We start from the raw sequence: 22,717 nt of genomic DNA on the forward strand, positions 1-22,717 counted from the left end.
ATAACTTTTCTAGCAAAGTTATAGAAACAAAAGGCACCCCCTGAGCTCAGACCTCCCCGGAGAGGGGCGAACTCACGAAGGTGCCTGGTGTCGCATCCTGAACGCGGCCGGCGGGGGCATCCCCGGACCGGCCGCAGTCCGGTTTCCTTCGGAAAGCGCAGGACCTTACTTGTCCGCGCGCTCCTCGAGGATCGCGACGGCCGGCAGCTTCTTGCCCTCGAGGAACTCGAGGAAGGCGCCGCCGCCGGTGGAGATGTAGGAGATGCGGTCCTTGACGCCGAAGACGTCGATGGCGGACACGGTGTCGCCGCCGCCCGCGATCGAGAACGCGCCCTTCTCGGTGGCCTCGGCGATCGCGTTGGCGAGCGCCTCGGTGCCGCCGGCGTAGGGCTTCATCTCGAAGACGCCGACCGGGCCGTTCCAGACAATGGTGCCCGCGCTCTTCAGAGCATTGCCGAGGATCTCGGCGGTCTTCGGGCCCACGTCGAGGATCATCTCGTCCTCGGCCACCTCGTCAACGCCGCAGATGCGGTGAGGGGCGTCGGCGGCGAAGGCCTTCGCGGCGACGACGTCGACCGGCATCGGGAGCGTGGCGCCCTTCTTCGCGAGGATGTCGAGCACCTTGCGGCACTCGTCGACGAGATCGGGCTCGGCGAGGGACTTGCCGATCGGATGGCCCGCGGCGAGGAGGAACGTGTTGAGAATGCCGCCGCCCACGATGAGCTGGTCGACCTTCTCGGCGAGATTCGAGAGGATGGTGAGCTTGGTCGAGACCTTCGAGCCCGCGACGATCGCGGCGAGCGGACGCTTCGGAGCCTCGAGCGCCTGCGTGAGGGCGTCGATTTCCTTGGCCATCAAGGGGCCCGCGCAGACGACGGGGGCGTACTTGGCGATGCCGTAGGTCGTGCCCTCGGCGCGGTGGGCGGTGCCGAACGCGTCGTTCGCGTAGACGTCGCAGAGCGCGGCGTACTTCTTGGCGAGCTCATCGTTGCACTTCTTCTCGCCCTCGTTGCAGCGGCAGTTCTCGAGCACCACGAGCTCGCCCGGCTTCACCTCGACGCCGTCGGCCCAGCCGGCGACGACCGGGACCTCGCGGCCGAGGAGCTCGCCGATGCGGTCGGCGACGCACTTGAGCGAGTCAGCGGGGGTGAGCACGCCTTCCTTCGGGCGGCCGAGGTGGCTCGTCACCATCACGGCGGCGCCGGCCTCGAGCGCGAGGCGCATGGCCGGGAGGCTCGCGACGATGCGGGCGTCGTTCGTGATCTGACCCTCTTCGTTGCGGGGCACATTGAGGTCGCAGCGGATGAAGACGCGCTTGCCGGCGAGGCTGCCGCTCTTCGCGAGCGATTCAAGGGTGTTGACTTGCATTTTTTTTCTGTCTCTCAGGAGAAAGGAATTCGGGTTCGTCACAGAAGTCAGAAAGCCGCCGCCGTCCGCTGGGTCCCCGAGGGGCAGGCGGGCAGCCGGCGGCTTTCCTTCAGTCTTTACGGAGGCTGACAGTCACGCGGATCACTTCGCTTCCATCATCGCGCAGGCCGTGTCGAGCATGCGGTTCGAGAAGCCCCACTCGTTGTCGTACCAGGCCATGACCTTGACCAGGCGCCCCGAGACCTTCGTGAGCGTCGCGTCGTAGATCGAGCTGTGCGCGTCGTGGTTGTAGTCGCAGGAGACGAGCGGCAGCTCGGAGTAGCCGAGGATGCCCTGGAGCTCGCCCTCGCTCGCCTGGCGGAGGACGGCGTTCACCTCGTCGATCGTGGTGTCGCGCTTGGCGAGGAACGTGAGGTCAACGAAGCTCACGTTGATCGTCGGGACGCGGACGGCGAAGCCGTCGAGGCGGCCGTTGAGCTCGGGGAGCACGAGGCCGACGGCCTTGGCGGCGCCGGTCTTCGTCGGGATCATCGAGTGCGTGGCGGCGCGGGCGCGGCGGAGGTCCTTGTGATAGACGTCGGTGAGGACCTGGTCGTTCGTGTAGGAGTGGATGGTCGTCATCAGGCCGCGCTCGATGCCGATCTTGTCCTGGAGGGGCTTCACGAGCGGGGCGAGGCAGTTCGTCGTGCAGGAGGCGTTCGAGACGACGATGTCGGAGGCCTTCAGCGTCCTGTGGTTCACGCCGTAGACGATCGTGGCATCGGCCGTCTTGCCCGGGGCGGAGAGCAGAACCTTCTTCGCGCCGACGTCAAGGTGCGGCTGCGAGAGCTCCTTCGAGTTGAAGGCGCCCGTGCACTCCATCACGACGTCGATTCCGAGCTCCTTCCAGGGCAGCTCGCGCGGGTTGCGGGTGCCGAAGATACGAATGCGGTCGCCGTTGACGAACATGTCCTTGCCGTCGGACTCGACGGTCGCGGCGAAGCGGCCGTGAACGGTGTCATAGCGCAGAAGGTGCGCGTTGATCGTGACGTCGCCGGGCGAATTGACGGCGACGATCTCGATGTCATGCTTCTTGCCGGTCTCGTAGTGGGCGCGGAGAACATTGCGGCCGATGCGGCCAAAGCCATTGATGGCGACGCGGATAGTCATACTGCTGATGATCCTTCGTGTGGCTGTTGACGAAAAAGAGGGAGATCGGGTTTCCTTTCAGGCCCGGAGTCCGCCTTGCCCTTCCCCTGCGGAAAAGGGGAAAGGCCCGGCGCGGACCGGGCTTTGAAGGAAAAAAGGGGTTCGGGAGGTCAGGCCTTGCGGGCGAGGAGCGCCTCGACGCGGGCGATGACGTTCTCGGTGGTGAAGCCGAACTTCTTCCAGAGGACGCCCGCCGGGGCGCTCTCGCCGAACGTGTCGACGCCGAGCACGTCGCCGGGCCCCGTGAAGTACTTCCACCAGAGGTCCGTGCGGCTCGCCTCGATCGCGAGCACCGGGGTGCCCGGAGTGAGGACCGACTCGCGGTATTCCTTCGTCTGACGGTCGAAGCGGCTCGTGCAGGGCATCGAGACCACGCGGGCCTGGATGTTCTGCGCGGCGAGCAGGTTCCTCGACTCGATCGCAAGACCCACCTCGGAGCCGGTGGCGAGCAGGATCACCTGCGCCTCGCCCGCTCCGAGCGGCGCCTCGGCGACCACGTAGCCGCCCTGGCTGATCGCGTCGGTGTCGACCTCCTCGCGGTCGATGAAGGGAAGGTTCTGGCGCGAGAAGATGAGCGCGCTCGTGCCGTCACGGCGCTCGATGGCGGAAGCCCACGCGACGATCGTCTCGACCGTGTCGGCCGGACGCCAGACGTCCATGCCCGGAATGAGGCGCAGCGACGGAACGTGCTCGACGGACTGGTGCGTCGGACCGTCTTCGCCGAGGCCGATCGAATCGTGCGTGAAGACGTTGATGACGCGCAGGTTCATGAGCGCCGACATGCGCAGGGCATTGCGCGAATAGTCGGAGAACGTGAGGAAGGTCGCCCCGTAGGGGATGAAGCCGCCGAAGAGCGCGACGCCGTTCAGGATCGCGGACATGCCGAACTCGCGCACGCCGTAGCTGATGTGGCGCGCGTGGAAGTCGCCCGTGTTGAGGCTCTTCACGTCGACCCAGTTCGTGAGGTTGGAGCCCGTGAGGTCGGCGGAGCCGCCGAGGAGCTCGGGCAGAACCGGAGCGAGGGCATTGAGCGCCTTCTGGCTCGCCTTGCGGGTAGCGACCGTCTCGCCGGCTTCAGCGGCGGCGCACACGGCGTCCATCACCTTGGCGTCCCAGTCCTCGGGAAGGTCGCCGGCAAGGCGGCGCTTGAGTTCCTTCGCGAGCTCCGGATAAGCCTTCTCGTAGGCCGCGAACATCTCCTGCCACTCGGCCTCGATCTTCGCGCCTTCGGCGCGGTGATCCCAGGCGGCGTAGACGTCGGCGGGAATCTCGAAGGGCGGGTACTCCCAGCCGATCGCGGCGCGGGTGTTGGCGATCTCCTCGTCGCCCAGAGCCTCGCCGTGGGCCTTCGCGGTGCCCTGGCGGTTGGGCGAGCCCTTGCCGATCGTGGTCTTGGCGATGATGAGGACGGGCTTGTCGTCGGTCGACTTCGCGTCCGCGATCGCGCGGTCCATCGCGTCGATGTCGTGGCCGTCGACCGGGCCGATCACGCGCCAGCCGTAGGCCTCGAAGCGGCCGCGGGTGTCGTCGCGGAACCAGCCGCGGATGTCGCCGTCGATCGAGATGCCGTTGTCGTCATAGATGGCGATGAGCTTGCCGAGGCCCCAGACGCCCGCGAGCGAGCAGACCTCGTGGCTGATGCCTTCCATGAGGCAGCCGTCGCCGAGGAACACATAGGTGCGGTTGTCAATGACGGGGAAGCCCTCGCGGTTGAACTCCGTGGCCAGCAGCTTCTCGGCGAGCGCCATGCCGACGCCGTTCGCGATGCCCTGGCCGAGCGGGCCCGTCGTCGTCTCGACGCCCGGGGTCACGCCCACTTCAGGATGACCCGGGGTCTTGCTCCCGAGCTGACGGAAGGCCTTCAGGTCATCGAGCGAGAGGTCATAACCCGTGAGGTGCAGCAGCGCGTACTGCAGCATCGAGCCGTGGCCGTTCGAGAGGATGAACCGATCACGGCCGACCCATTTCGGATCGGCCGGATTGAAGCGCAGGTGACGCGACCAGAGCGCGGTGGCGATGTCAGCCATGCCCATGGGCATGCCGGGGTGGCCCGAACGGGCCTTCTGGACGGCGTCCATGGCGAGCGCACGGATAGCGTTGGCCATCGTCTGGGGAGAGACGTTTGACATGTGAATTCGTTCTCGAGAGGAAGAGAATGGAACGGGGCGCAGGCGGACGGACCGCGCGGCCCCTCAGAAATCGGCGGTATTTTAACATTCCGCTTAGTCACTTCTACCAATCACCGCCTCTCCCGAACCCTCTCAGCCATGGCCATACCGCGTTTTTTCATCGATGCACCCGACGACGCTTTCCAGGTCGGCGCCGACTTTGAGCTCCCGCCCAAGGCCGCGCACCACGCGGGGCGCGCCCTGAGGCTCGCCGCGGGCGAGCGCGTCGAGCTCTTCAACGGCTCCGGTCTCTCGTGGTCGGGCCCGATCGGGTTCTCCGCGGACCGCACCTGGGTCACGGTCGACACGGTGGCCGAGCGCACGGCGGAGCCGCCCCTGAAACTCACGCTCATCCAAGCGATGGTCGCGCCCGAGAAGGCCGACTGGATCGTGGAGAAGGCCGTGGAGACGGGCTATTCGGAGATCATCTTCGTGCCGGCGGAGCGCTCCGTGACGCGCCTCTCAGGAGACCGGCTCGAGAAGCGCCTCGCGCGCTTCCGCGACATCGCACGGTCCGCCGCGGAGCAGTGCGGCCGCAATGTCGTGCCCGCGATCCAGGCCGAGAGCCTTGCGAAGGCGTTGGAAACAACGGAAGCGGAACTCCGCCTCATGCTCGCGCCGGGCGTGGAGGCGACGAAGGCTCCGGCCTCGGTGAAGCCCGGGCTCACGAGCGTCGCCTTCGCGGTGGGTCCCGAGGGCGGCTTCACCGCCGCCGAGATTGCAGCCGCCGCGGAGAAAGGCTGGCGCCCGATGCTCCTGGGGCCCCGGGTGCTCAGAACGGAAACGGCGGCTCTCGCCGCCGCCTGCTGGGTCGGAACGCTCGCCGGGGACTTTCCCCGGACGGGCGCCTGAAATTTACTGCTGAGGAGCGGCCGGGGCAGCCTCGGCGGTCTCGGCGGCCGCCTTCTGCTCCGCGGCCGGCGCGGCCGCGGGAGCGACCTTGACGGGATTCTCAGGGACGGCGGCAGTCGCGGAAGCCGCAGCCGCGGGCGCAGCGGGCTTCACGGCCGAGCCGTTTCCGAGCTGACGGGCCTTCCCCGCGGCGGAGGCGCGCGTCTCGACGGCCTCGGCCATCTCGGCCCATTCGCTGTAGCCCAACTGCTTCACCCCGCCCTTGCCCTTCACGTAGGACGGGCCCGTGCGCTTCGTGCGCGAGAGCTGCACGGCGCGGTCGGAGTCGCCGGATGCGGCGACGAGCAGGCGGCTCCTCTCGCGGAAGACGCGGTCGGAGTAGCCGCCGTCGGAGCGGCGGTTCGCGGCGCCGTAGTACCACTTCAACGCCTTCGTGACGCTTCCCGTGCGGGCGATGAGGCGCGAGAGGATCGAGGTGCCGACCACCATGTTGGGATAGGGCTCGAGCGCGGCCTCGGGGCCGCCGAACGCCGTGAACTTGTCCGTGTGCACGCGGGTCATCACCTGCATCAGGCCCTCGGCGCCCGCGCCGCTCTTGGCCTTCGGGTTGAAGCTCGACTCGGTGCCCGCGATCGCGAGGATGAGAAGCGGATCCACGTCAAAGCCCGCGCCGATCTCCACCGCCCAGGCGGTGATCTGACGGGCGTCGGCCATCGTGAGGCGGTAGCTGCGCGCGATGTAGGTCGCGACCTCGTTGCCGGAGACGCCGATCTTGCTCGGATCCTGGTTCTCGCCGTCCGGATGCTCGGCCTCCCACTTGCTCGCGAGCTCGACGGCGCGCTCCTCCTCCTGCTCGATCACGCCGGCCGGGGCCACGTCCTCCGCGGCCGCCTGCTGCTCCTGAACAGGGGCGGGGACGGGAGCCTTCGTGTAGCCGAGGGCATGGAGCCAGAGCGCGGCCGCGACGCAGAGAAGCGCGATGCAGCCCACGGGCCAGAAACGCTCGAACTTCGACGGGCGTTTCTCGTCGGTCACGCTGATCGAAAGGGAAGTGTTTTTGCTGCGGGTCTTCATAAAAGGAAACTTGCGGGCCGCCTCGGGCACGAAGAGACCCCGCGCCTGAGGGAACAGTGTCCGAGGCGCGCGAACCGGGAAACTCAAGGGGTTCGGGGACTGGGGTTCCTCGCGGCAGATCCGGATCGAAGTACAGCGGACGGAAGTCCGCCCGACCGGAGCTGCGGCGACTCCTGGTGAAGGGCGAGGCGCCGGGCGGTCACGCAAATTTTCTGCCGCCTGAGACTGACGCCTCCGTGTTTTTGTGAAACAGGAACGCCGCCCTCGGGTTCTTTCTTCTCCGGCCTCTCCGGGTTCTCTGGAGGCCTTTCCCGGGCGGTGCCCCTGTCAGCTGATTTTTCCCGGAGTGTACCCGAAATAAGGTGTCCGCAAGTAGAGGCCCTTACCACCTTTCGGACGACCTGTAATTGGGATCTTTCCCTGAATTCAGACGGGGTCCCGGCCTCCGTCCCCGCCCGGAAAGCGGGGTCTTTTCTGTTTACACGGACTCCTCCGGGAACGGGTGAAAGTCTCCCTGCCGCACCCCGTCCGCAGCGGCCGGGGGTGATCTCTCCGTCGTTTTTCCGCATCAGAAACGCCCTGCCCCGTCCCCGGGAGATCCGTGCGGAGCCTCATTCCGCACGGAACATGACGCATGAACGGGACTGCGAAGCAGGAGCGGAACGTCTTCTCGCGTGCCGCGGCGCAACCTAAAATGACTGCACGAGCGGGAGCCGAATCTCTCCCGCAAAAGGAGAAGACATGAAGCGCAAACCGATTCACCGCGGCGGCATCGCGAGCGCCGGCTACGACCGCACGAAGCGGGTGCTCGACGTTGAGTTCGACACCGGCCGCATCCTGCGTGCGACGAACGTGGGCCCGGAGACCGCGGAGCGGTTCCTCCATTCGAGCGCCCCGCACACCTACTGGAAGGAGGAGATCGAGGAGGTCTTCTCGGTCCACGAGATCTCCGCGAAGGAGAGCGATTCCGAGGCGCCCGTCGAGAAGAAGCCGATCGATGAGCTCAAGCGCCTCTTCGGCGACCTTTGAAAACCCCGCTCCCAAAAACATTTCGCGCCCGGAAGCTCAGCACTTTCGGGCGCGTTCGTTTTTTAGAAGACTTCAGCCGAGTTCACCCAAGTCAGGCGAAGAAGATCGTGGCGAGTCCGAGGAAGATCAGGAAGCCGCCCGAGTCGGTCGTGAAGGTGAGGAGCACCGAGCCGCCCATCGCGGGGTCGCGGCCGAGCTTGTTGAGAATGAGCGGCACGGCCATGCCGACTATCGCGCCCTGGACGATGTTGAGGAACATCGCGAGCGCCATCACGAGGCCGAGCGTCCTGCCCTGCGGCGAGTCGAAATAGAGCGCCCAGGCGCAGAGACCCGCGATCACGCCCCAGATCACGCCGTTGATGAGGGCGACCCCGATCTCCTTCTTCCAGATGTCGATGGTGTTGCCCATCGTCACCTGACCCATGGCGAGCGAGCGCACGAGAAGCGTGAGCGTCTGGTTGCCCGAGTTGCCCGCCATGCCGCCCACGATCGGCATGAGGGCCGCGAGCGCCACGACCTTGGAGATCGTGCCGTCGAAGGCCGAGATCACACGGCTCGCGAAGAAGGCCGTGCAGAGATTCACGCCGAGCCAGAGCCAGCGTCCCTTGGCGGAGTCCCAGACGCCGCCGTAGATATCCTGTTCGTCATCGAGACCGACCGCGCCGAAGGCGTCCTCCTCGCTTTCCTCACGGATCACGTCAACGACCTCGTTGACGGTCAGTCGGCCGACGAGACGGCCGGCCTCGTCGACCACGGCCGCGCTCACCAGGTCGTAGCGCTCGAACGCCTGAGCGGCGTCCGTCGCCTCATCGAGCGGGTTGAGGGTGAAGGACTCGGTCTGCATGATCTTGCGGACCTGCGTCGTCGGATCGTTCGTGAGCATCTCGACGATCGAGAGCGTGCCCTTCAGTCTCCCCTGGCGGTCCACGACGAAGATCTGGTCCATGTGATCCGGCAGGGTCTTGAAGCGGCGCAGATAGCGCAGCACCATGTCGACCGTGACTTCCTCACGGATCGAGACCATCTCGAAGTCCATGCGGGCGCCGACCGAGTCCTCGGGGTAGGACATGGCCGCACGGAGCTGTGCGCGTTCCTCGTGCGAGAGGCCTTCCTGGACCTCCGCCATCACGTCGGGCGGCAGGTCCTCGACGAGGTCGGCGATCTCGTCGGTGTCGAGGGTCTCGACGGCGTCAACGAGCTCGTCGCGATCCATCGCGTCGATCAGGGTCTCGCGGACGCCCTCGTTGACCTCAAGAAGAATGTCGCCGTCCGACTCGCTCTGGACCTGATTCCAGACCGCGAGACGGTCATCGAGCGGCAGCGCCTCGAGCACCCAGGCGATGTCCGCAGGGTGCAGGGGCTCGAGGACATCGCGCAGTTCCTGCGCGGCCTCGGGTGTGATCAATCGCGCGTCGCTGTCATCCTCGCGCTCGCGCTTCAGCTCCCTCGCCCGGTCCTCGTCCTCGTCAAGGATCTGCTGGACCCTCGCAAGGGCGCGGCTCGCCTCGTCGGAGTCGAGCGTCGGCTGGCTCTCTTCCTCTTCGTCGAGCTTTCCGGATTCGTCCTCGCGGCTCATCGGAATCGTCCCTGCGGCTTGGGGGTTGAAGAAACACGGCCGGCCTCTCCTCTGTTCGTTCCGGAGAAGCCGGGCGCGGCGGCGTTGCCCGTCATCATTTGTGACAGGCGCATGAATTCGCCCGTGAGGTTACCACGGGTTTATTACAAAATACCTAAGCCTGATGGCGGAGACTTCAGCCGGCGGATCCAACAGGCGCGGCATCCGCGGCGGGAGCGCCCTCCGCCGCCTCAGCGGCTTCGGCGCCTTCAGGCGTCTCCGGGGTCTCGGCGGGCGCGGCCTCTTCGAGTTCCTGATTGAGTTCCTCCTCCAGAGCCTCCTCCTCCTCGGGCGTGAGCGACTCGTCGAGCACGCGCACGAGCTGAGCGTCCATCACGAGATCCACGAGGTCGCAGCCGAGGATACGGAGCTCGACCTTGCGGCCGCGCGGCAGATCCTCGGGCAGCCCCGGCACGCGCTGCATGAAGGGGAGCCCGTCGATGCGCACGAGGTCGCCCTTCACGATGATCGCCTCGATCGAGGTGAGCCCCTCCTGGATGATCCAGCGCAGCGACCAGTAGCGCTCCATGCGGGTCTGGAAGTCGCCGTAGAGCGCATGGATGTTCTCGAACTGGCTCACGATCGCGAAGAGGTCGACGTCGTTGCGGGCGTAGGCCGGCGGTTCGCCGCGCAGCGCCGTGATCATCTGGCGCTGGTTGACGAGGTCGACGTAGCGGCGCAGAGGCGACGTGCTCCACGCATAGCGCAGCACGCCGAGGCCGTCGTGCGGCCCGGGCGAGGTGCTCATGCGCACGCGCCCCATGCGCTGCGAGCGGTAGATGCCCGGCGTCGAGTGCTCCTCGAGCCAGAGGCCCCAGGTGCTGTTGGCGAAGATCATCATCTCGGCGACGAGGAGGTCCAGGGGCGCGCCGCGGCGGCGGCCCTTCACGTGGATCTTCGCGTCCTCGCCCTCGCCCTCGAGCGCGAAGAACCAGTCGACGCGGCCCACGGGCTCGGGGCGGCCGCGCACTTCCTCGCGGCCGTGCTGCAGGTGCTTCGCGAAGTGCCAGAGCCAGCTGATCTCGTGGGCATACGGAATGTCGAGCGTATTCGCCTCAATCGCCTCCTCGGTGACGAGGCTGTCGATCTTGTCGTAGCGCAGGTTCGCGCTCATGCGGATGCGCTCAAGGCGCGTCTCGGTGCGCTCGACCGAGAACGTGTCGTCCTTCACCCAGGCGTAGAGCGAGAGGCAGGGCACGACGCGGCCCTCGTCGAGCGAGGCGGCCGCGACCCAGTTCTCCGGGAGCATCGTGGTCTTCAAGCCCGGCGCATAGACGGTGCTCATGCGGGCCTGCGCGACGGCGTCAAGGGGGCTGCCGCGCTCAATCATCAGCGCGGGCGCGGCGATGTGGATGCCGACGCGGGTGATGCCGCCGTCCAGGTGCTTCACGCTCGTCGCGTCATCGATCTCGGTCGTCTCGGAATCGTCGATCGAGAAGGCATCGACGTCGTCGGCGAGCGGGAGCTCCGCCCAGTCGGTCTGCGGGGGCTCGGGGAGATTGTCCGGGAACCCGCGGCCGCGCGGGAAGTTGAGCGCGTAGAAGCTGTCGACGTGCCAGCGCCAGGGCGAAGCGATGCCGCCCAGAGCGAGCATGAGGCGGAGCGGCGTCTGCCGCGTCTCCGCGGCCGCGTCCGAGAGCGCCTTCCATTCAATGGAATTGCGGTCCGGGGTGACGAGGAGCGCGAGCGCCTGGCGCGCGAGCGGCTCGGGGAGCTTCCCCGCGACCATCTCGGCGGTCCAGGCCTTCTTCTGCTCCTCCTGACGGCGCTTGCGTTCGAGCGCCTCCAGGGCCTTGGCAAGGATGTCCGCCGGGGCCTTGCGGTAGACACCGCGGCCCTTGCGGTAGAAGTAGACGGGATTGGCGTGGAGCGTCACAAGGAGCGCCGCCTTCTCGACGGGACCCGCAGAATCGCCCCAGTACTCGGCGGCGAGGTCCGCCGCGCCGAACTCGCCCTCGGGCGCGGCCTCCCAGAGGAAGGCCGGGTCGAGCTCCGCGGCCGCTTCCGGGATGCGCGCGATGAGCTCGGCCGCCGAGGGCGACTCAAAGGAGAAAAAGACATGTGACGCCTTGATCTTCGTTCTGCGCCCGGTCGTGAGTTCAACCTGATAGGCGCTGCCCGCCTGTCCGAGCACCGTGCCGGCCTTGAAGGCGCCGTCTTCCTCAAAATAGAGATTCATGTCTTCGTCTTCTTTATCTTCGTCTTGGCTGTTGTTCTGTTCACTTGGCCGGCATTCCGCCGGTCTCTGCGTTTTTTCTGCGAGGCCGCTATTTTGCACTATCGGAAGAAACCCCCTGCGCTTCTTCAGCGAGGAATCCCCGGAAGAACCCCGCGACCGCCGGCAGATAGGCCTCGAACCGCGCCATGCGGTGCTCGTCGCCCGTGCTGATCAACTTCGGGCACTGCGCGAGCGCGCGGTCGGCGAGCCGCCAGTCGAGCACCTCGTCCTCGGTGGAGAGAAGCACGAGCGCGCTCTCCGCGGGATCGGGCGCCGGTGGCACCTCTGCCGCGAGCGCACGCAGGTCGTCGGCGTACTCTGGCAAAACCGTCACGAACCGGTCCGTGCCGTAGATCTGCCGCTCGCCCGTCTGCCCCGGAATCAGGTCCCATGGGTTGAGACAGGGGTTCACGACCGCCGCGGCAAGCCCGAAGCGGCGCGCGAGCCTGAGACCGTAGAAGCCACCGAGGCTCGAGCCCACGATGAAGGTGCGCTTCCGCTCCTCCGGCGTGAGTGCCGCGATGCGGTCGCTGAGCAGCCGGTCGACGTCCCTGGGCGCGAGATTGAGGTCCGGCGCCTCGAACGTCCACCCCTCGGCCGCGCAGAGACCGCGCAGGAGCTGCGCCTTTCCCGAGGCGGGCGACGAGAGAAAGCCGTGGACGTAGATCAGACGAGTGACGGGACCGGTCATTCGCGAGCCTTCAGGCCTTCAAGAAGCCTGCCGTGGATGCCGCCGAAGCCGCCGTTGCTCATGCAGAGAAGCACGTCGCCCGGCTTCGCCTCGGCGAGGATGTCCTTCATGAGCACCTCGAAGTCGTGCGTGACGCGGGCCTTGGGGCCGAGCGCCGCGAGCGCCTCACCGGGCTCCCAGCGCACGCCCGCGCCGGCGTAGCAGAAAACCTCGTCCGCGGCGGCGAGCGCCCCGGCGAGCTCGCCCTTCATCGTGCCGAGCTTCATCGTGGAGGTGCGGGGCTCGAGGATCGCGAGGATCCGGCGGCCCGGGTACTTCGCCTTCACCGCGCCGAGCGTCTCGCGGATCGCCGTCGGATGGTGCGCGAAGTCATCGATCACGGTGCAGCCGTCGGCCTCTCCCCTCACCTCCTGACGGCGGCGCACGCCGGGGAAGGTGGCGAGCGCGGCGAGCGACTTCTGCGGATCGACGCCGATCGCGCGGGCCGCGGCGACGGCCGCGAGGGCATTGAGTTCGTTGTAGCGCCCCGGCATGCCGATCTCGATTTTCCCGATCTCCTTGCCCTCGAAGGAGGCCGTGCCGTCCTCGGAGAGCGTCCACCCCGCGGGGGTGCCGGGCTCCGCGTCGAAGCGCTCGAGCCTCGACCAGCAGCCGCGCGCGAGCGCGCGGTCCAGAGCCGGGCTCTTCGCGTTCGCGATGATCGTGCCCTCCGAGGGGATCGTGCGCACGAGATGGTGGAACTGGATCTCAATGGCCTCAAGCGAGGGGAAGATGTCCGCGTGGTCGTACTCGAGGTTGTTGAGGATCGCGACGCGCGGACGGTAGTGCACGAACTTGCTGCGCTTGTCGCAGAAGGCCGTGTCGTACTCGTCGGCCTCGATCACGAAGGGGGCCTTCGGGTCGCCCAGCTCCGCGGTCTTGTCGCCCCAGCGGGGGACGCCGCCGATGAGGAACCCCGGGTTGAGGCCGGCTTCCTTGAGGATCCACGTGAGCATCGAGGTCGTCGTGGTCTTGCCGTGCGTGCCCGCGACGGCGAGCACGGGACGGCCCTGCAGGATGTTCTCACTCATCCACTGCGGGCCCGAGATGTACGGGAGCCCCGCGTTGAGGATCGCCTCGATAAGCGGATTGCCGCGGGAGACGGCATTGCCCACGACCCAGAGGTCGGGTTTGAGGTCGATCTGCTCGGCGCCCCAGCCCTTGATGATCTCGATGCCGTTCGCGGCGAGCGCGGTGCTCATCGGGGGATAGACGTTGAGGTCGCAGCCGCTCACACGATGGCCGGCCGCGCGCGCGAGCTGCGCGACGCCGCCCATGAAGGTTCCGCAGATACCGAGGATATGAATGTGCATGACGCTTGTCTTCTTCTGAACTGGACGGTGCGCTTCTCACCTGAGGTGCCGCGCCGCCCGGATGAATTCTTTTCACGAACGGGCATTGTCGCCCATCCGCACACGGAACGGAGGTCCGGCAAGTGACTCCTCTGACGCCTGACATGATCAGATACCAAAGCGACCGCCCTAGAATGAGTGCCCGAACCTTTTCCGAGACCTGTGAGGAACCCACATGCCGAAGAATTCCGCCCCCGCCGGAACGCGCGCCGCGGCAGAGGCCGCCGCGCTTGCCGCACGACTCATCGCCGCCGAGAGCGCGAGTTGGAAGAGCGCCTTCGCGGACGCGCGCACAGCCACGGGTGCCGTGCCTGACGCGGAGGCGGTCGCCCGCGAGATCCGCCGCTGGTTCGCGCTCTTCTCGCCCGAGGCGCATGCGCGGGTGCTCTTTGAGAAACGCCGGGCGGCGCTCGAGCTCATGCGCCGCGTGCCTGAGCTCGACTTGAGACTCATCGGCGTCGTGCTCTCGGGCGAGGCGACCGAGCGCTCGCCCGTCGAGCTCGTCACCCGCGCGATGGGAGAAAAGGAAGCAGCCATCACTCTCCTCTCGGCCGGACTCGAGGCGGAGTCTTTTGACACCCCCTGGCCCACGCGCTTCATGCGCCTGAGGAACTCCGGGAGCGGCGGCGTCCGCAGGGATGTGATCACGATCGCGACCTCGGTCGCAGGCGAGACGCTCCTCGTCCGCGTTGCCCCGCCCCACGCGCCTCTTCCCGCGGATGAGGCGCCCGACGAGACGCAGACGGCGCTCGAATCCTCCGGATCCCTTGGGGCACAGGGGGTTTCCGCACTTTTGGACGAGATGAGAACTACTACCGCCTCATCCTTTTTCGTAGCACAGGATTAGCCCATTTCCGGCATCCAAAGCGCTCGTCCGCTCTCTAAACTTGCGCCAAAGACATTTCCGCCTCCCCGGGGGAGGCGGTGTCGTTTGCCCCGGCTTCCCTACTCCGGGGAAAAGAGCGCAGACGGAAGGCTTTTCAGAGCAGTTGACGGCAGTTGACATCAGAAAAGGCACTCCTGGCGCAAAGAAACCCTTTGACAAGATGCAGGGAGAATGCGCAGAATTGCGCTGAATTGTCCGCTGATGAGCGGAGTAAAGAGCGAGAAGGCCGCGCTTGCGGAATTTTCGCCTCCCCAATACACTGCGGAGCCCTGCGGGCGGCAAGTGCTTCCTGCCGCCCTGCCCGTACTCTGAAACCCACATCTCTGAACATCCATGGATCTGCGTAAACTCAAGACACTGATTGACCTCGTGAGCGAAAGCGGCGTTGCCGAGCTCGAGATCACCGAAGGTGAAGACCACGTGCGCATCGTCAACCGTACGAACGCGCCCGCGCAGCCCCTTCAGAGCACGATCGCCATCGCGCCCGCCCCGGTCGCGGCTCCCGCTCCGGCGCCTGCGCCCGCCCCCGCGGCCGCTCCCGCGCCCGTCGCCCCGCAGGCCGAGGGCGCTTCCTCCGAGGCGATCACCAGCCCCATGGTGGGCACTTTCTACCGTGCCCCCTCGCCCGGCGCCGCTCCCTTCATCGAGGTGGGCGACCACGTCAAGAAGGGCCAGGTGATCGGCATCATCGAGGCCATGAAGCTCCTCAACGAGGTTGAGTCCGACAAGGACGGCGTCGTCAAGGCGTTCGCCGCCGAGAACGGCCAGCCGGTCGAATTCGGTCAGCCCCTCGTCATCCTCGGCTAAAGATCAACCCACAGCGGGAAAAGAATGTTTGGAAAAGTCCTCATTGCCAACCGCGGCGAGATCGCGCTGCGTATTCAGCGCGCCTGCCGTGAGATGGGCATCAAGACCGTGGCCGTGCACTCGACGGCCGACGCGGATGCCAAGTACGTCCGACTTGCCGACGAAAGCGTCTGCATCGGACCTGCCTCGTCCACGCTCTCCTATCTCAACATTCCCGCCATCATTTCCGCCGCGGAGGTGACGGACGCCGAGGCCATCCACCCCGGCTACGGCTTCCTCTCCGAGAACGCGGACTTCGCCGAGCAGGTGGAGCGCTCCGGCTTCGCCTTCATCGGCCCGCGCGCCGAGAGCATCCGCCTGATGGGCGACAAGGTTAGCGCGAAGAAGGCCATGCGTGACGCGGGCGTGCCCTGCGTACCCGGCTCCGACGGCGCGCTCTCCGAGGATCCGCAGGAAATCCTGCGCATCGCCCGCGAGATCGGCTACCCGATCATCATCAAGGCCTCGGGCGGCGGCGGCGGCCGCGGCATGCGCGTCGTGCGCACGGAGGCCGCGCTTCTCACCTCGGTCTCGATGACCCGCGAGGAGGCCCGCGTCGCCTTCGGCAACCCGACCGTCTACATGGAGAAATTCCTCGAGAACCCGCGCCACATCGAGATCCAGGTTCTCTCGGACAACTTCCAGAACGCGATCTACTTGGGCGAGCGCGACTGCTCCATGCAGCGCCGCAACCAGAAGGTCCTCGAGGAGGCGCCCGCCTTCGGCATTCCGCGCCGCTCGATCGAGCGACTCGGCAGCCGCTGCGTGGAGGCCTGCCGCCGCATCGGCTACCGCGGCGCCGGCACGTTCGAGTTCCTCTACGAGAACGGCGAGTTCTACTTCATCGAGATGAACACCCGCGTGCAGGTCGAGCACCCCGTCAGCGAGCTTATCTCGGGCGTCGACATCGTCTGCGAGCAGATCCGCATCGCCGCCGGCGAGCGCCTGCGCTACAAGCAGCGCGACATCGAGTTCCACGGCCACGCGATCGAGTGCCGCATCAACGCCGAGGATCCGTTCAAGTTCACGCCCTGCCCGGGCAAGGTCACGGCCTGGCACCTGCCGGGCGGCCCCGGCATCCGCATCGACACGCACGTCTTCGCGGGCTACACCGTTCCGCCCTACTACGACAGCATGATCGGCAAGCTCATCGCCTACGGCGACACCCGCGAGCAGGCGATCGCCCGCATGCGCGTCGCGCTCTCCGAGTTCGCCTGCGAGGGCATCAAGACGAACGTGAAGCTCCACAGGCTGCTGCTTGCCGACGAGCGTTTCGCCCGCGGCGGCACGAGCATCCACTACCTCGAGGAGATGCTCCACGCGCGCGAGGTCAGCCGCGCCTGATCCTCAGCCCCGAGTTACCTTAAAATCCACGGGAAGCGGAAATCGCAGGACGGTTTCCGCTTCCTTTTTTACGTTCCCTCCTCAGAAGAGAACCTCCAGTCATGCGTGAATACCGAATCCTCGCCGACCAGCGCTCGGCCGAGGAACTCTCCGACCTGCTCCTTGACGCAGGCGTGCTTTCCGCGGCCCTTGAGGACGCCGATGCCGACAGCACCGACGAGCAGCCGCTCTACGGCGAACCGGGCCTCGAGCCCCAGACCCAGGCCTGGCCGCGCTCGATCATCTCGATTCTCACGGCCGACGGCTTCGACTTCCAGGGTGCGCTCGCCGCCGCCGTCGCGCAGGCGGGCTGTGACGCGCCGGAACTCCTCGAGACCTCGGACGTCGAGGACCAGGACTGGGTGCGCATCACGCAGGCCCAGTTCCAGCCCGCGCACGTCTCGCCCCGCCTCTGGATCGTTCCCTCGTGGAGCGAGCCGCCGGAGCCCGACGCGCTCATCATGCGCCTCGACCCGGGCGTGGCGTTCGGCACGGGCTCGCACCCGACGACGCGCCTCTGCCTCAACTGGCTCGACGAGAACCTTCACGCCCATGACTCGGTCCTCGACTACGGCTGCGGCACGGGCATTCTCGCGATCGGCGCGAAGATGCTCGGCGCCGGCCGCGTCACCGGCACCGACATCGACCCGCAGGCCGTCGAGGCCGCGCGCGACAATGCCTCGACGAACGGCGCGCAGGCTGACTTCCACCTCCCCGACGCGATGCCCGAGGGCCGCTTCTCGGTGGTCGTGGCGAACATCCTCGCCAACCCGCTCAAGCTCCTCGCTCCCGCGCTGCTCGGCCGCGTCGCCCCGGGCGGCAGGCTCGTCCTCTCGGGCGTCCTCGCCCGCCAGGCCGACGAGGTGATCGCCGCCTACGCGGCCGCCGATCCGACGCTGCCGCTCTCGGTCTGGCGTGAGGACTCGGGCTGGGTCTGCCTCGCCGGCAGCCGTCAGAACTGATTTCCGGAGAAAAGCAAGATGGTCCGAATTCTTCGCTGCCCGCACTGCGACGCCCTCTGGCGACTCACCGAACCCGCTCCGCAGTACCGCTGCGGCGCCTGCAGCAAGACCTTCACCGCCGAGGAGGCGAAGCACGTCGACGTCGCCGAGGAGAAGCTCAACGCCCTCCTCGCCGAGGAGAAGGCCACGCGCGCGGCGCAGGCCGAGGCCGAGAAGGACGCGCTCGTCGCGAGCGCCCAGCCCGTCGAGCAGGTCTCGGCGGCCCCGCGCCCCGCGCTCTACGTCACGAAGCGCTCCGGTGCGAAGGCGTTCCTGCTCCTCATCTTCGGCTTCCTCTGCTTCCTCGTGGCGCTGGCCTCCGGGTTCCTGCTGATGCACCAGTTCGTGCTCGCCCAGGCTCCGTTCCTGCGTCCGGTCTACGAGAAGGTCTGCACGCAGGTTCCCTGCCCGCAGTTCTACTGGACGAACGCCAAGGCCTTCCGCGCCGAGGGCTCGCTCGAGCCCGACCAAGAGAAGGGCCTGAAGAGTCCCGCCGTCCGCATGCGTCTCACGAACACCTCCGAGCACCCGCAGCAGCTGCCGTCGCTCGAGGTGAAGCTCCTTGACCCGGCGGGCGACACGATCGCCTCGCGCGTTCTCGATCCCGTCGACTACGGCTTCCCGCAGAAGCCCGCGGTTCTTCCGGCGGGCGAGTCGACCGAGACGATGATCGACTTCAAGATCGAGCTCGCGCATGACGCCGCCGGCGTCTCCATCCGCCCGCTCGCCTCGGACAACGGCCGATGAGCGTCCTGCTCACCGGTTCGATCGCCTACGACACGGTGCTCTCGCATGAGGGCACCTTCGCGCGTCAGTTCGTCGAAACCAACCTCGCGAACCTCAACACAACCTTCCTCGCCCGCGGCATGCGCCGCGACTTCGGCGGATGCGCGGCGAACATCGCCGTCTCCATGAAGCGCCTCGGGGGCGACCCCGTCCTCTGGGGCGCCGTGGGCACGGACGGCGACGCGTACCTTGAGCGCTTCCGCTCGATGGGAATCCGCACCGACGGAATCGCAAAGCTTGAGGACGCCTATACCGCGCAGTGCTTCATCCTCACCGACGCGAACGGCTGCCAGCTCGGCGCCTTCCACCCCGGTGCGACGGAGCGCACGCCCGAGGTTCCCTGGCCCGTGATCGACGGAGAGAAAGTGCGCCCGACGGTGGCGATCCTCTCGCCGGGCGGCCGCGCCACCACGCTCCACGCGGCGAAAGCCTGCACAGAGCGCGGCGTCCCGTACATCTTCGACGTCGGGCAGGAGCTCCCGCTCTTCTCGGGGCGCGAGCTCACCGAGATCCTCATGGGCAGCATCGGCATCGCCTACTCGGAGTACGAGTCGCAGCTCTTCGAAGCCGCCACGGGTCTCTCCCCGGCTGCGATCGCCGCGAAGGGAAAATTCGTGCTGCGCACCCTCGGCAAAAAGGGCGCAGAGCTCCTTGAAGCCGGCACAGCGACGCCGCAGTTCATCGAGACCGTCCCCGTCAAAGCCGTGAGCGCCGTGGGCGCGGGCGACGCGATGAGGGGCGGGCTTCTGGCCGGACTCTCCATGGGACTCTCGCTCCTTGAGTCCGCCCGGCTCGGCGCGGTCGCGTCCGCGCACAAGGTGGCCGCCGCCACGGCGCAGGACTATCAGCTTGATCTGGAAACTGCCCGCCGCGACTACGCCTCGGTCTGGGGCGAGGCGCCCTTCTGAGGCGTCATTCTGACTTCCTCAAAAGATCAAAGGCCGCTCGAATTTGACGGGCGGCCTTCGTTCTGTCGGGGGACGGGTTTTATTCGTTAAAAGTAGAAGAACCCGCGCGAGAGCGGAATGGCGATCATCAGCAGGAGGTTCGCGACCACGACGAGAATGAGCGGCGCGAAGTCAAAGCCCTTGAAAGTCGGCACGACGCGGCGGATCGGGCGCATGAAGGGGTCAAGCAGCATCGCGAGCGTGTAGGTCATCATGTGCTCGCGGTTCGTCCAGGTCATCACGCACCAGATGATCGTGCCCCAGGAGATCATCTCGAGCGCCCAGCGGGCGACCATCGCGAAGGGCGCGATGATGAGCGCCACGGGGGTCGTGAAGCCGTAGCCGATCGTGCGGTTCACCACCACGGCGATCACCGCGGTGAGAAGCGCCGCGACAAGGCACGCCCAGTCCACGCCGCCCTTCGACTTGAAGGTCTTCGAGAGCGGTCCCACGAGCCAGTCGCTCATCTGCTTGCAGAGCTGGCAGAGCGGATGACGGGGCGAGAGCGCCCAGTAGTAGAGCCAGGCCCGCAGCAGAAGAATCGCTCCGAAAAAGCCGAAGACGATGCCGAAGATGAAGTGCAGAGCGGAAGCGAGCATGGAAAAGTCTCGAAAGAATGGCGGACGGCGGTCCCTGACCGGGTGCAACTATTGATTATGCCGCAGCGGGTCCCCGCACCGGAATCGTCTTTAATGTTTGAGACAAATCGGGCCGTGTCTTCCGGGCGGTTCTTCAGCTGCCCTGCGCCGCCCGCGTGAGTTCCTCAATGCGGCGCGCGAGCATCCCTCGGTCGCAGTCCCCGGGCGCGATGGCGAGCTGCATCCGGGCGGGGAGCATCCCGCGGAGCCGCTCCCAGTCAAAGAAGGGACCCGGATCGCTCTTGCGGCCCGGCGCGATCGTCTCGTGGCCGGTGACGTGAGTGATCGGGAGCATTTCCCCGAGGCGCCTCATCAGGCTCCCGAGCGCCGCGTACTGCACGTCTTCAAAGGGCACCTCGCCCGTGCCCTCGAGCTCGATCCCGACCGAGAAGTCGTTGCAGGCGTTGCGGCCGCGGAAGTTCGAGAGCCCCGCGTGCCAGGCGCGGTCAAAAACGTTCACGTACTGGATCGTCTCGCCCGTGCGGCGGATGAGGAAGTGCGACGAGACGCGCAGGCCCATGAGGTCGCCGAGCGTCTCCTCGCCCGGCTTCGCGGTGTCGAGCGTCCCCATGAAGAGGTCGTCGACGGCGGGACCGCCGAACTCGCCCGCAGGGAGCGAAATGAAGTGCACGACGGCAAGTGTGACAAGACCCGCGTCGCCGGCGGGTCTTTCGTCACGGTGGGGGCTCTCGCGGTGCCTGAGGCCCGGGAGCCACCCTTCCTCGTATGAGGTCATTTGCTCGCTTTATTCACGTTTGGCGGCCGCGTCGCGGCAGCGAGCCGAGCAGTAGGTGTGGGAGCCGCGGCGCACGACGTCGCGCTTCGGGATGTAGAGCCCGCACTCCTCGCACTTCTCCATCGGCTCGCCGATCACCGCGGCCGCGTTCTTGCGGCCGCGCTCGTTGCGGCGCAGCTCCTCGAGCTCGTCACGCTCCTTGATCGAGAGCTCCTGCTTCTTGCGCGAGAGCGTCCAGCAGATCGCGATGACGGCGAAGATGCCGAGAAAGAAAAGAATCCTGCTCATTCAACGCTCCCTCAGAGGAAGACTTCAACGATGAAGCTGTAGCAGAAGTAGGCGACCACGAAGACGATGAAGCCGGCCCAGAAGAGGCGGAGCGCCGTGCGGGCGCGCCAGCCCGCGAGCCAGCGGCCGAGAAGCAGCACGCCGAAGATGATCCACGAGATCCACGTGAGAATCATCTTGTGGTCGAACTGGAAGAAGACGCCGTAGGCCTCCTTCGTCACCCACGCGCCCATGATGAGGACGAGCGTGAGGAGGACGAACCCGCAGCCGACGATGCGGAAGAAGATGCGCTCCATGACGATCAAGCCGGGGAGCGAGTCAATGAAGCCGTTCGCGGTGCCGGGGGACTTGAGCTGCCGGTTCTGGATCGACATCAGGATCGCGTGCACGAGGGCGATCACCATGAAGCTGTAGGCGGCGAGCGCCGTGAGAAGGTGCCAGCGGAAGAGCGCGGTCCAGCCGGACGCGGCGACGGCGCTGCCCTGGAAGATAGCCGGGAAGACCGCGCCGAAGGCCGCCGCGATCAGCACGATGCCGAACTGCGCGTGGAGCCTGTGCACCCAGGACTCAATAAGCAGGATGATCACGGCGAAGAAGAACATCACCGAGACGGCGTAGCCGAAGCCGAAGTGCACGGACTCGGGCTGGAACATCTCGCCCTGGATGGCGAGGCCGTGCATGATGAGACCGAGCAGGACCGGCCAGCGGATCAGCGACGACGCGCGCGCGTCGGCGCCCTTCTTCATGGCGGTCACGATCGCGATGCCGGCCGCGAGGTAAAGGAGCGCGGCGAGGCCGGTGAAGATGAGTTGAACTGACATTTGAGGAAGCTTCCGCCTTCTTTTGCCGAGAAGAGATTCGCCTCACGGGACTTGCAGCGGGGACTCGCATGTCCGCACCGCCCGCCTCCCCGCGGGTCACCCGGAACGGACGCACCGCTCCCGGCTCTTCTCTAAAATAACGTGTTCACCTCTGACCACCTCCTTGCCTCCCCCTTCGGGGCGGACGGGAAATCCGTGTTGACGGAGCCCCCGCAGGAGTCACGGTCAGCGTCAGATCATTTTAAGGCCGAGCCTTACTGAGCGCTGAATAGAGATTCCCTCTTCGGCGCCCGCCGCTCAGCGCCGCCAATCAGCGACCTCAGATCGGTCACACCAAGACACCCATGCTCGATTCACTCAGCCAGCGACTTTCCAAGATCGTCAAGACCATGCGCGGTCAGGCGCGCCTCACCGAAGCCAACACCAAGGAGATGCTCCGCGAGGTGCGTCTGGCGCTCCTTGAGGCCGACGTTGCCCTCCCCGTGGTGAAGGAGGTCCTTGCCCGCATCAAGGAAAAGGCGATGGGCGAGGAGGTGGTCGGCAACCTCAATCCCGGCCAGGCGCTCGTGGGCGTCGTGCAGCGCGAGCTCACGGCGATCATCGGCGGCGACCTCGAGCCGCGCGAGCGCGAGCTCAACTTCCGCGTCCAGCCCCCGGCGATCATCCTGCTCGCGGGCCTGCAGGGCGCGGGCAAGACGACCACCGCCGGCAAGCTCGCCCGCTGGCTCATCAACGACCAGAAGAAAAAGGTCCTCACGGTCTCCTGCGACGTGTACCGCCCGGCCGCCATT

Annotated in this window: 21 protein-coding genes; 9 read left to right on the forward strand and 12 right to left on the reverse strand. The window is 66.8% G+C overall.

Translation table 11 applies throughout. The features are described from left to right. Positions 1–165: 165 nt before the first annotated feature. The 3 genes from Q4F91_RS07465 to tkt form a co-directional block, all read right to left on the reverse strand. Positions 166–1,368 (reverse strand): phosphoglycerate kinase, encoded by a 1,203-nt coding sequence (locus tag Q4F91_RS07465; RefSeq protein ID WP_303336311.1) that lies wholly within the window; start codon positions 1,366–1,368, stop codon positions 166–168. A gap of 141 nt (positions 1,369–1,509) precedes the next feature. After that, the gene (gap, locus tag Q4F91_RS07470; protein WP_303336313.1) at positions 1,510–2,517 is read right to left on the reverse strand and encodes a type I glyceraldehyde-3-phosphate dehydrogenase; all 1,008 of its coding nucleotides are present in this window, start codon (positions 2,515–2,517) and stop codon (positions 1,510–1,512) included. 149 nt (positions 2,518–2,666) lie between these two features. Next, the gene (tkt, locus tag Q4F91_RS07475) at positions 2,667–4,685 is read right to left on the reverse strand and encodes a transketolase (protein ID WP_303336315.1); all 2,019 of its coding nucleotides are present in this window, start codon (positions 4,683–4,685) and stop codon (positions 2,667–2,669) included. A 138-nt stretch (positions 4,686–4,823) separates the two neighbouring features. Here tkt and Q4F91_RS07480 point away from each other — a divergent pair, with 138 nt between their 5' ends. Then, positions 4,824–5,576 (forward strand): 16S rRNA (uracil(1498)-N(3))-methyltransferase, encoded by a 753-nt coding sequence (locus Q4F91_RS07480; RefSeq protein ID WP_303336317.1) that lies wholly within the window; start codon positions 4,824–4,826, stop codon positions 5,574–5,576. Between the two features lie 3 nt (positions 5,577–5,579). Here the strand turns inward: Q4F91_RS07480 and Q4F91_RS07485 are convergent, their stop codons facing one another. Further along, positions 5,580–6,650, reverse strand: coding sequence for a transglycosylase SLT domain-containing protein (locus Q4F91_RS07485; RefSeq protein WP_303336318.1), 1,071 nt, complete (start codon positions 6,648–6,650; stop codon positions 5,580–5,582). Between the two features lie 741 nt (positions 6,651–7,391). On the opposite strand from Q4F91_RS07485, the gene Q4F91_RS07490 reads away from it, so the two are divergent. Continuing rightward, entirely contained in the window at positions 7,392–7,679 is a 288-nt protein-coding gene (locus Q4F91_RS07490) for a KTSC domain-containing protein (protein WP_303336320.1), read from the forward strand. A 91-nt stretch (positions 7,680–7,770) separates the two neighbouring features. On the opposite strand, the gene mgtE is transcribed toward Q4F91_RS07490, so the two are convergent. The 4 genes from mgtE to mpl all read right to left on the reverse strand — a co-directional run bounded on the left by mgtE (position 7,771) and on the right by mpl (position 13,555). Beyond that, on the reverse strand, positions 7,771–9,255 hold the full coding sequence (mgtE, locus tag Q4F91_RS07495) for a magnesium transporter (RefSeq protein ID WP_303336322.1): 1,485 nt from the start codon (positions 9,253–9,255) through the stop codon (positions 7,771–7,773). 175 nt (positions 9,256–9,430) lie between these two features. Continuing rightward, on the reverse strand, positions 9,431–11,473 hold the full coding sequence (locus Q4F91_RS07500) for a ribonuclease catalytic domain-containing protein (RefSeq protein WP_303336324.1): 2,043 nt from the start codon (positions 11,471–11,473) through the stop codon (positions 9,431–9,433). An 88-nt stretch (positions 11,474–11,561) separates the two neighbouring features. Then, positions 11,562–12,203 carry a YqiA/YcfP family alpha/beta fold hydrolase gene (locus Q4F91_RS07505; RefSeq protein ID WP_303336326.1) on the reverse strand — a complete coding sequence of 214 codons (642 nt, stop codon included), beginning with the start codon at positions 12,201–12,203 and terminating at the stop codon, positions 11,562–11,564. After that, positions 12,200–13,555: a UDP-N-acetylmuramate:L-alanyl-gamma-D-glutamyl-meso-diaminopimelate ligase gene (gene mpl, locus Q4F91_RS07510; RefSeq protein WP_303336328.1), complete on the reverse strand. Its 1,356-nt coding sequence runs from the start codon at positions 13,553–13,555 to the stop codon at positions 12,200–12,202. Before mpl ends, Q4F91_RS07505 begins: the two co-directional genes overlap by 4 nt. Positions 13,556–13,769: 214 nt before the next feature. On the opposite strand from mpl, the gene Q4F91_RS07515 reads away from it, so the two are divergent. From Q4F91_RS07515 to Q4F91_RS07540, 6 genes are all read left to right on the forward strand, one after another. Beyond that, positions 13,770–14,441: a hypothetical protein gene (locus tag Q4F91_RS07515; protein ID WP_303336330.1), complete on the forward strand. Its 672-nt coding sequence runs from the start codon at positions 13,770–13,772 to the stop codon at positions 14,439–14,441. A gap of 372 nt (positions 14,442–14,813) precedes the next feature. Continuing rightward, positions 14,814–15,287, forward strand: coding sequence for an acetyl-CoA carboxylase biotin carboxyl carrier protein (gene accB / locus Q4F91_RS07520; protein WP_303336332.1), 474 nt, complete (start codon positions 14,814–14,816; stop codon positions 15,285–15,287). A gap of 24 nt (positions 15,288–15,311) precedes the next feature. Then, entirely contained in the window at positions 15,312–16,670 is a 1,359-nt protein-coding gene (gene accC, locus Q4F91_RS07525) for an acetyl-CoA carboxylase biotin carboxylase subunit (protein WP_303336334.1), read from the forward strand. A 101-nt stretch (positions 16,671–16,771) separates the two neighbouring features. Continuing rightward, positions 16,772–17,671, forward strand: coding sequence for a 50S ribosomal protein L11 methyltransferase (gene prmA, locus Q4F91_RS07530; protein WP_303336336.1), 900 nt, complete (start codon positions 16,772–16,774; stop codon positions 17,669–17,671). Between the two features lie 18 nt (positions 17,672–17,689). Continuing rightward, on the forward strand, positions 17,690–18,457 hold the full coding sequence (locus Q4F91_RS07535; RefSeq protein ID WP_303336338.1) for a DUF3426 domain-containing protein: 768 nt from the start codon (positions 17,690–17,692) through the stop codon (positions 18,455–18,457). Beyond that, positions 18,454–19,404, forward strand: coding sequence for a carbohydrate kinase family protein (locus Q4F91_RS07540; protein ID WP_303336340.1), 951 nt, complete (start codon positions 18,454–18,456; stop codon positions 19,402–19,404). The genes Q4F91_RS07535 and Q4F91_RS07540 overlap by 4 nt, the downstream gene beginning before the upstream one ends. Positions 19,405–19,490: 86 nt before the next feature. Here Q4F91_RS07540 and Q4F91_RS07545 read toward each other — a convergent pair whose 3' ends face one another. The 4 genes from Q4F91_RS07545 to Q4F91_RS07560 form a co-directional block, all read right to left on the reverse strand. Continuing rightward, on the reverse strand, positions 19,491–20,042 hold the full coding sequence (locus tag Q4F91_RS07545) for a YggT family protein (protein ID WP_303336342.1): 552 nt from the start codon (positions 20,040–20,042) through the stop codon (positions 19,491–19,493). A gap of 133 nt (positions 20,043–20,175) precedes the next feature. Then, positions 20,176–20,817 (reverse strand): 1,6-anhydro-N-acetylmuramyl-L-alanine amidase AmpD, encoded by a 642-nt coding sequence (ampD, locus tag Q4F91_RS07550; protein WP_303336343.1) that lies wholly within the window; start codon positions 20,815–20,817, stop codon positions 20,176–20,178. 9 nt (positions 20,818–20,826) lie between these two features. Continuing rightward, positions 20,827–21,105 carry a PP0621 family protein gene (locus Q4F91_RS07555; RefSeq protein ID WP_303336345.1) on the reverse strand — a complete coding sequence of 93 codons (279 nt, stop codon included), beginning with the start codon at positions 21,103–21,105 and terminating at the stop codon, positions 20,827–20,829. Between the two features lie 11 nt (positions 21,106–21,116). After that, positions 21,117–21,926, reverse strand: a complete 810-nt coding sequence (locus Q4F91_RS07560) for an inner membrane protein YpjD (protein ID WP_303336347.1) — start codon at positions 21,924–21,926, stop codon at positions 21,117–21,119. 344 nt (positions 21,927–22,270) lie between these two features. Between Q4F91_RS07560 and Q4F91_RS07565 the strand changes: the two genes are divergently transcribed. Beyond that, a partial coding sequence (locus Q4F91_RS07565) for a signal recognition particle receptor subunit alpha (protein ID WP_303336349.1) occupies positions 22,271–22,717 on the forward strand: 447 nt, incomplete at its 3' end.

The organism is Sutterella sp. (assembly GCF_030539355.1).
GTDB lineage: Bacteria > Pseudomonadota > Gammaproteobacteria > Burkholderiales > Burkholderiaceae_F > Sutterella.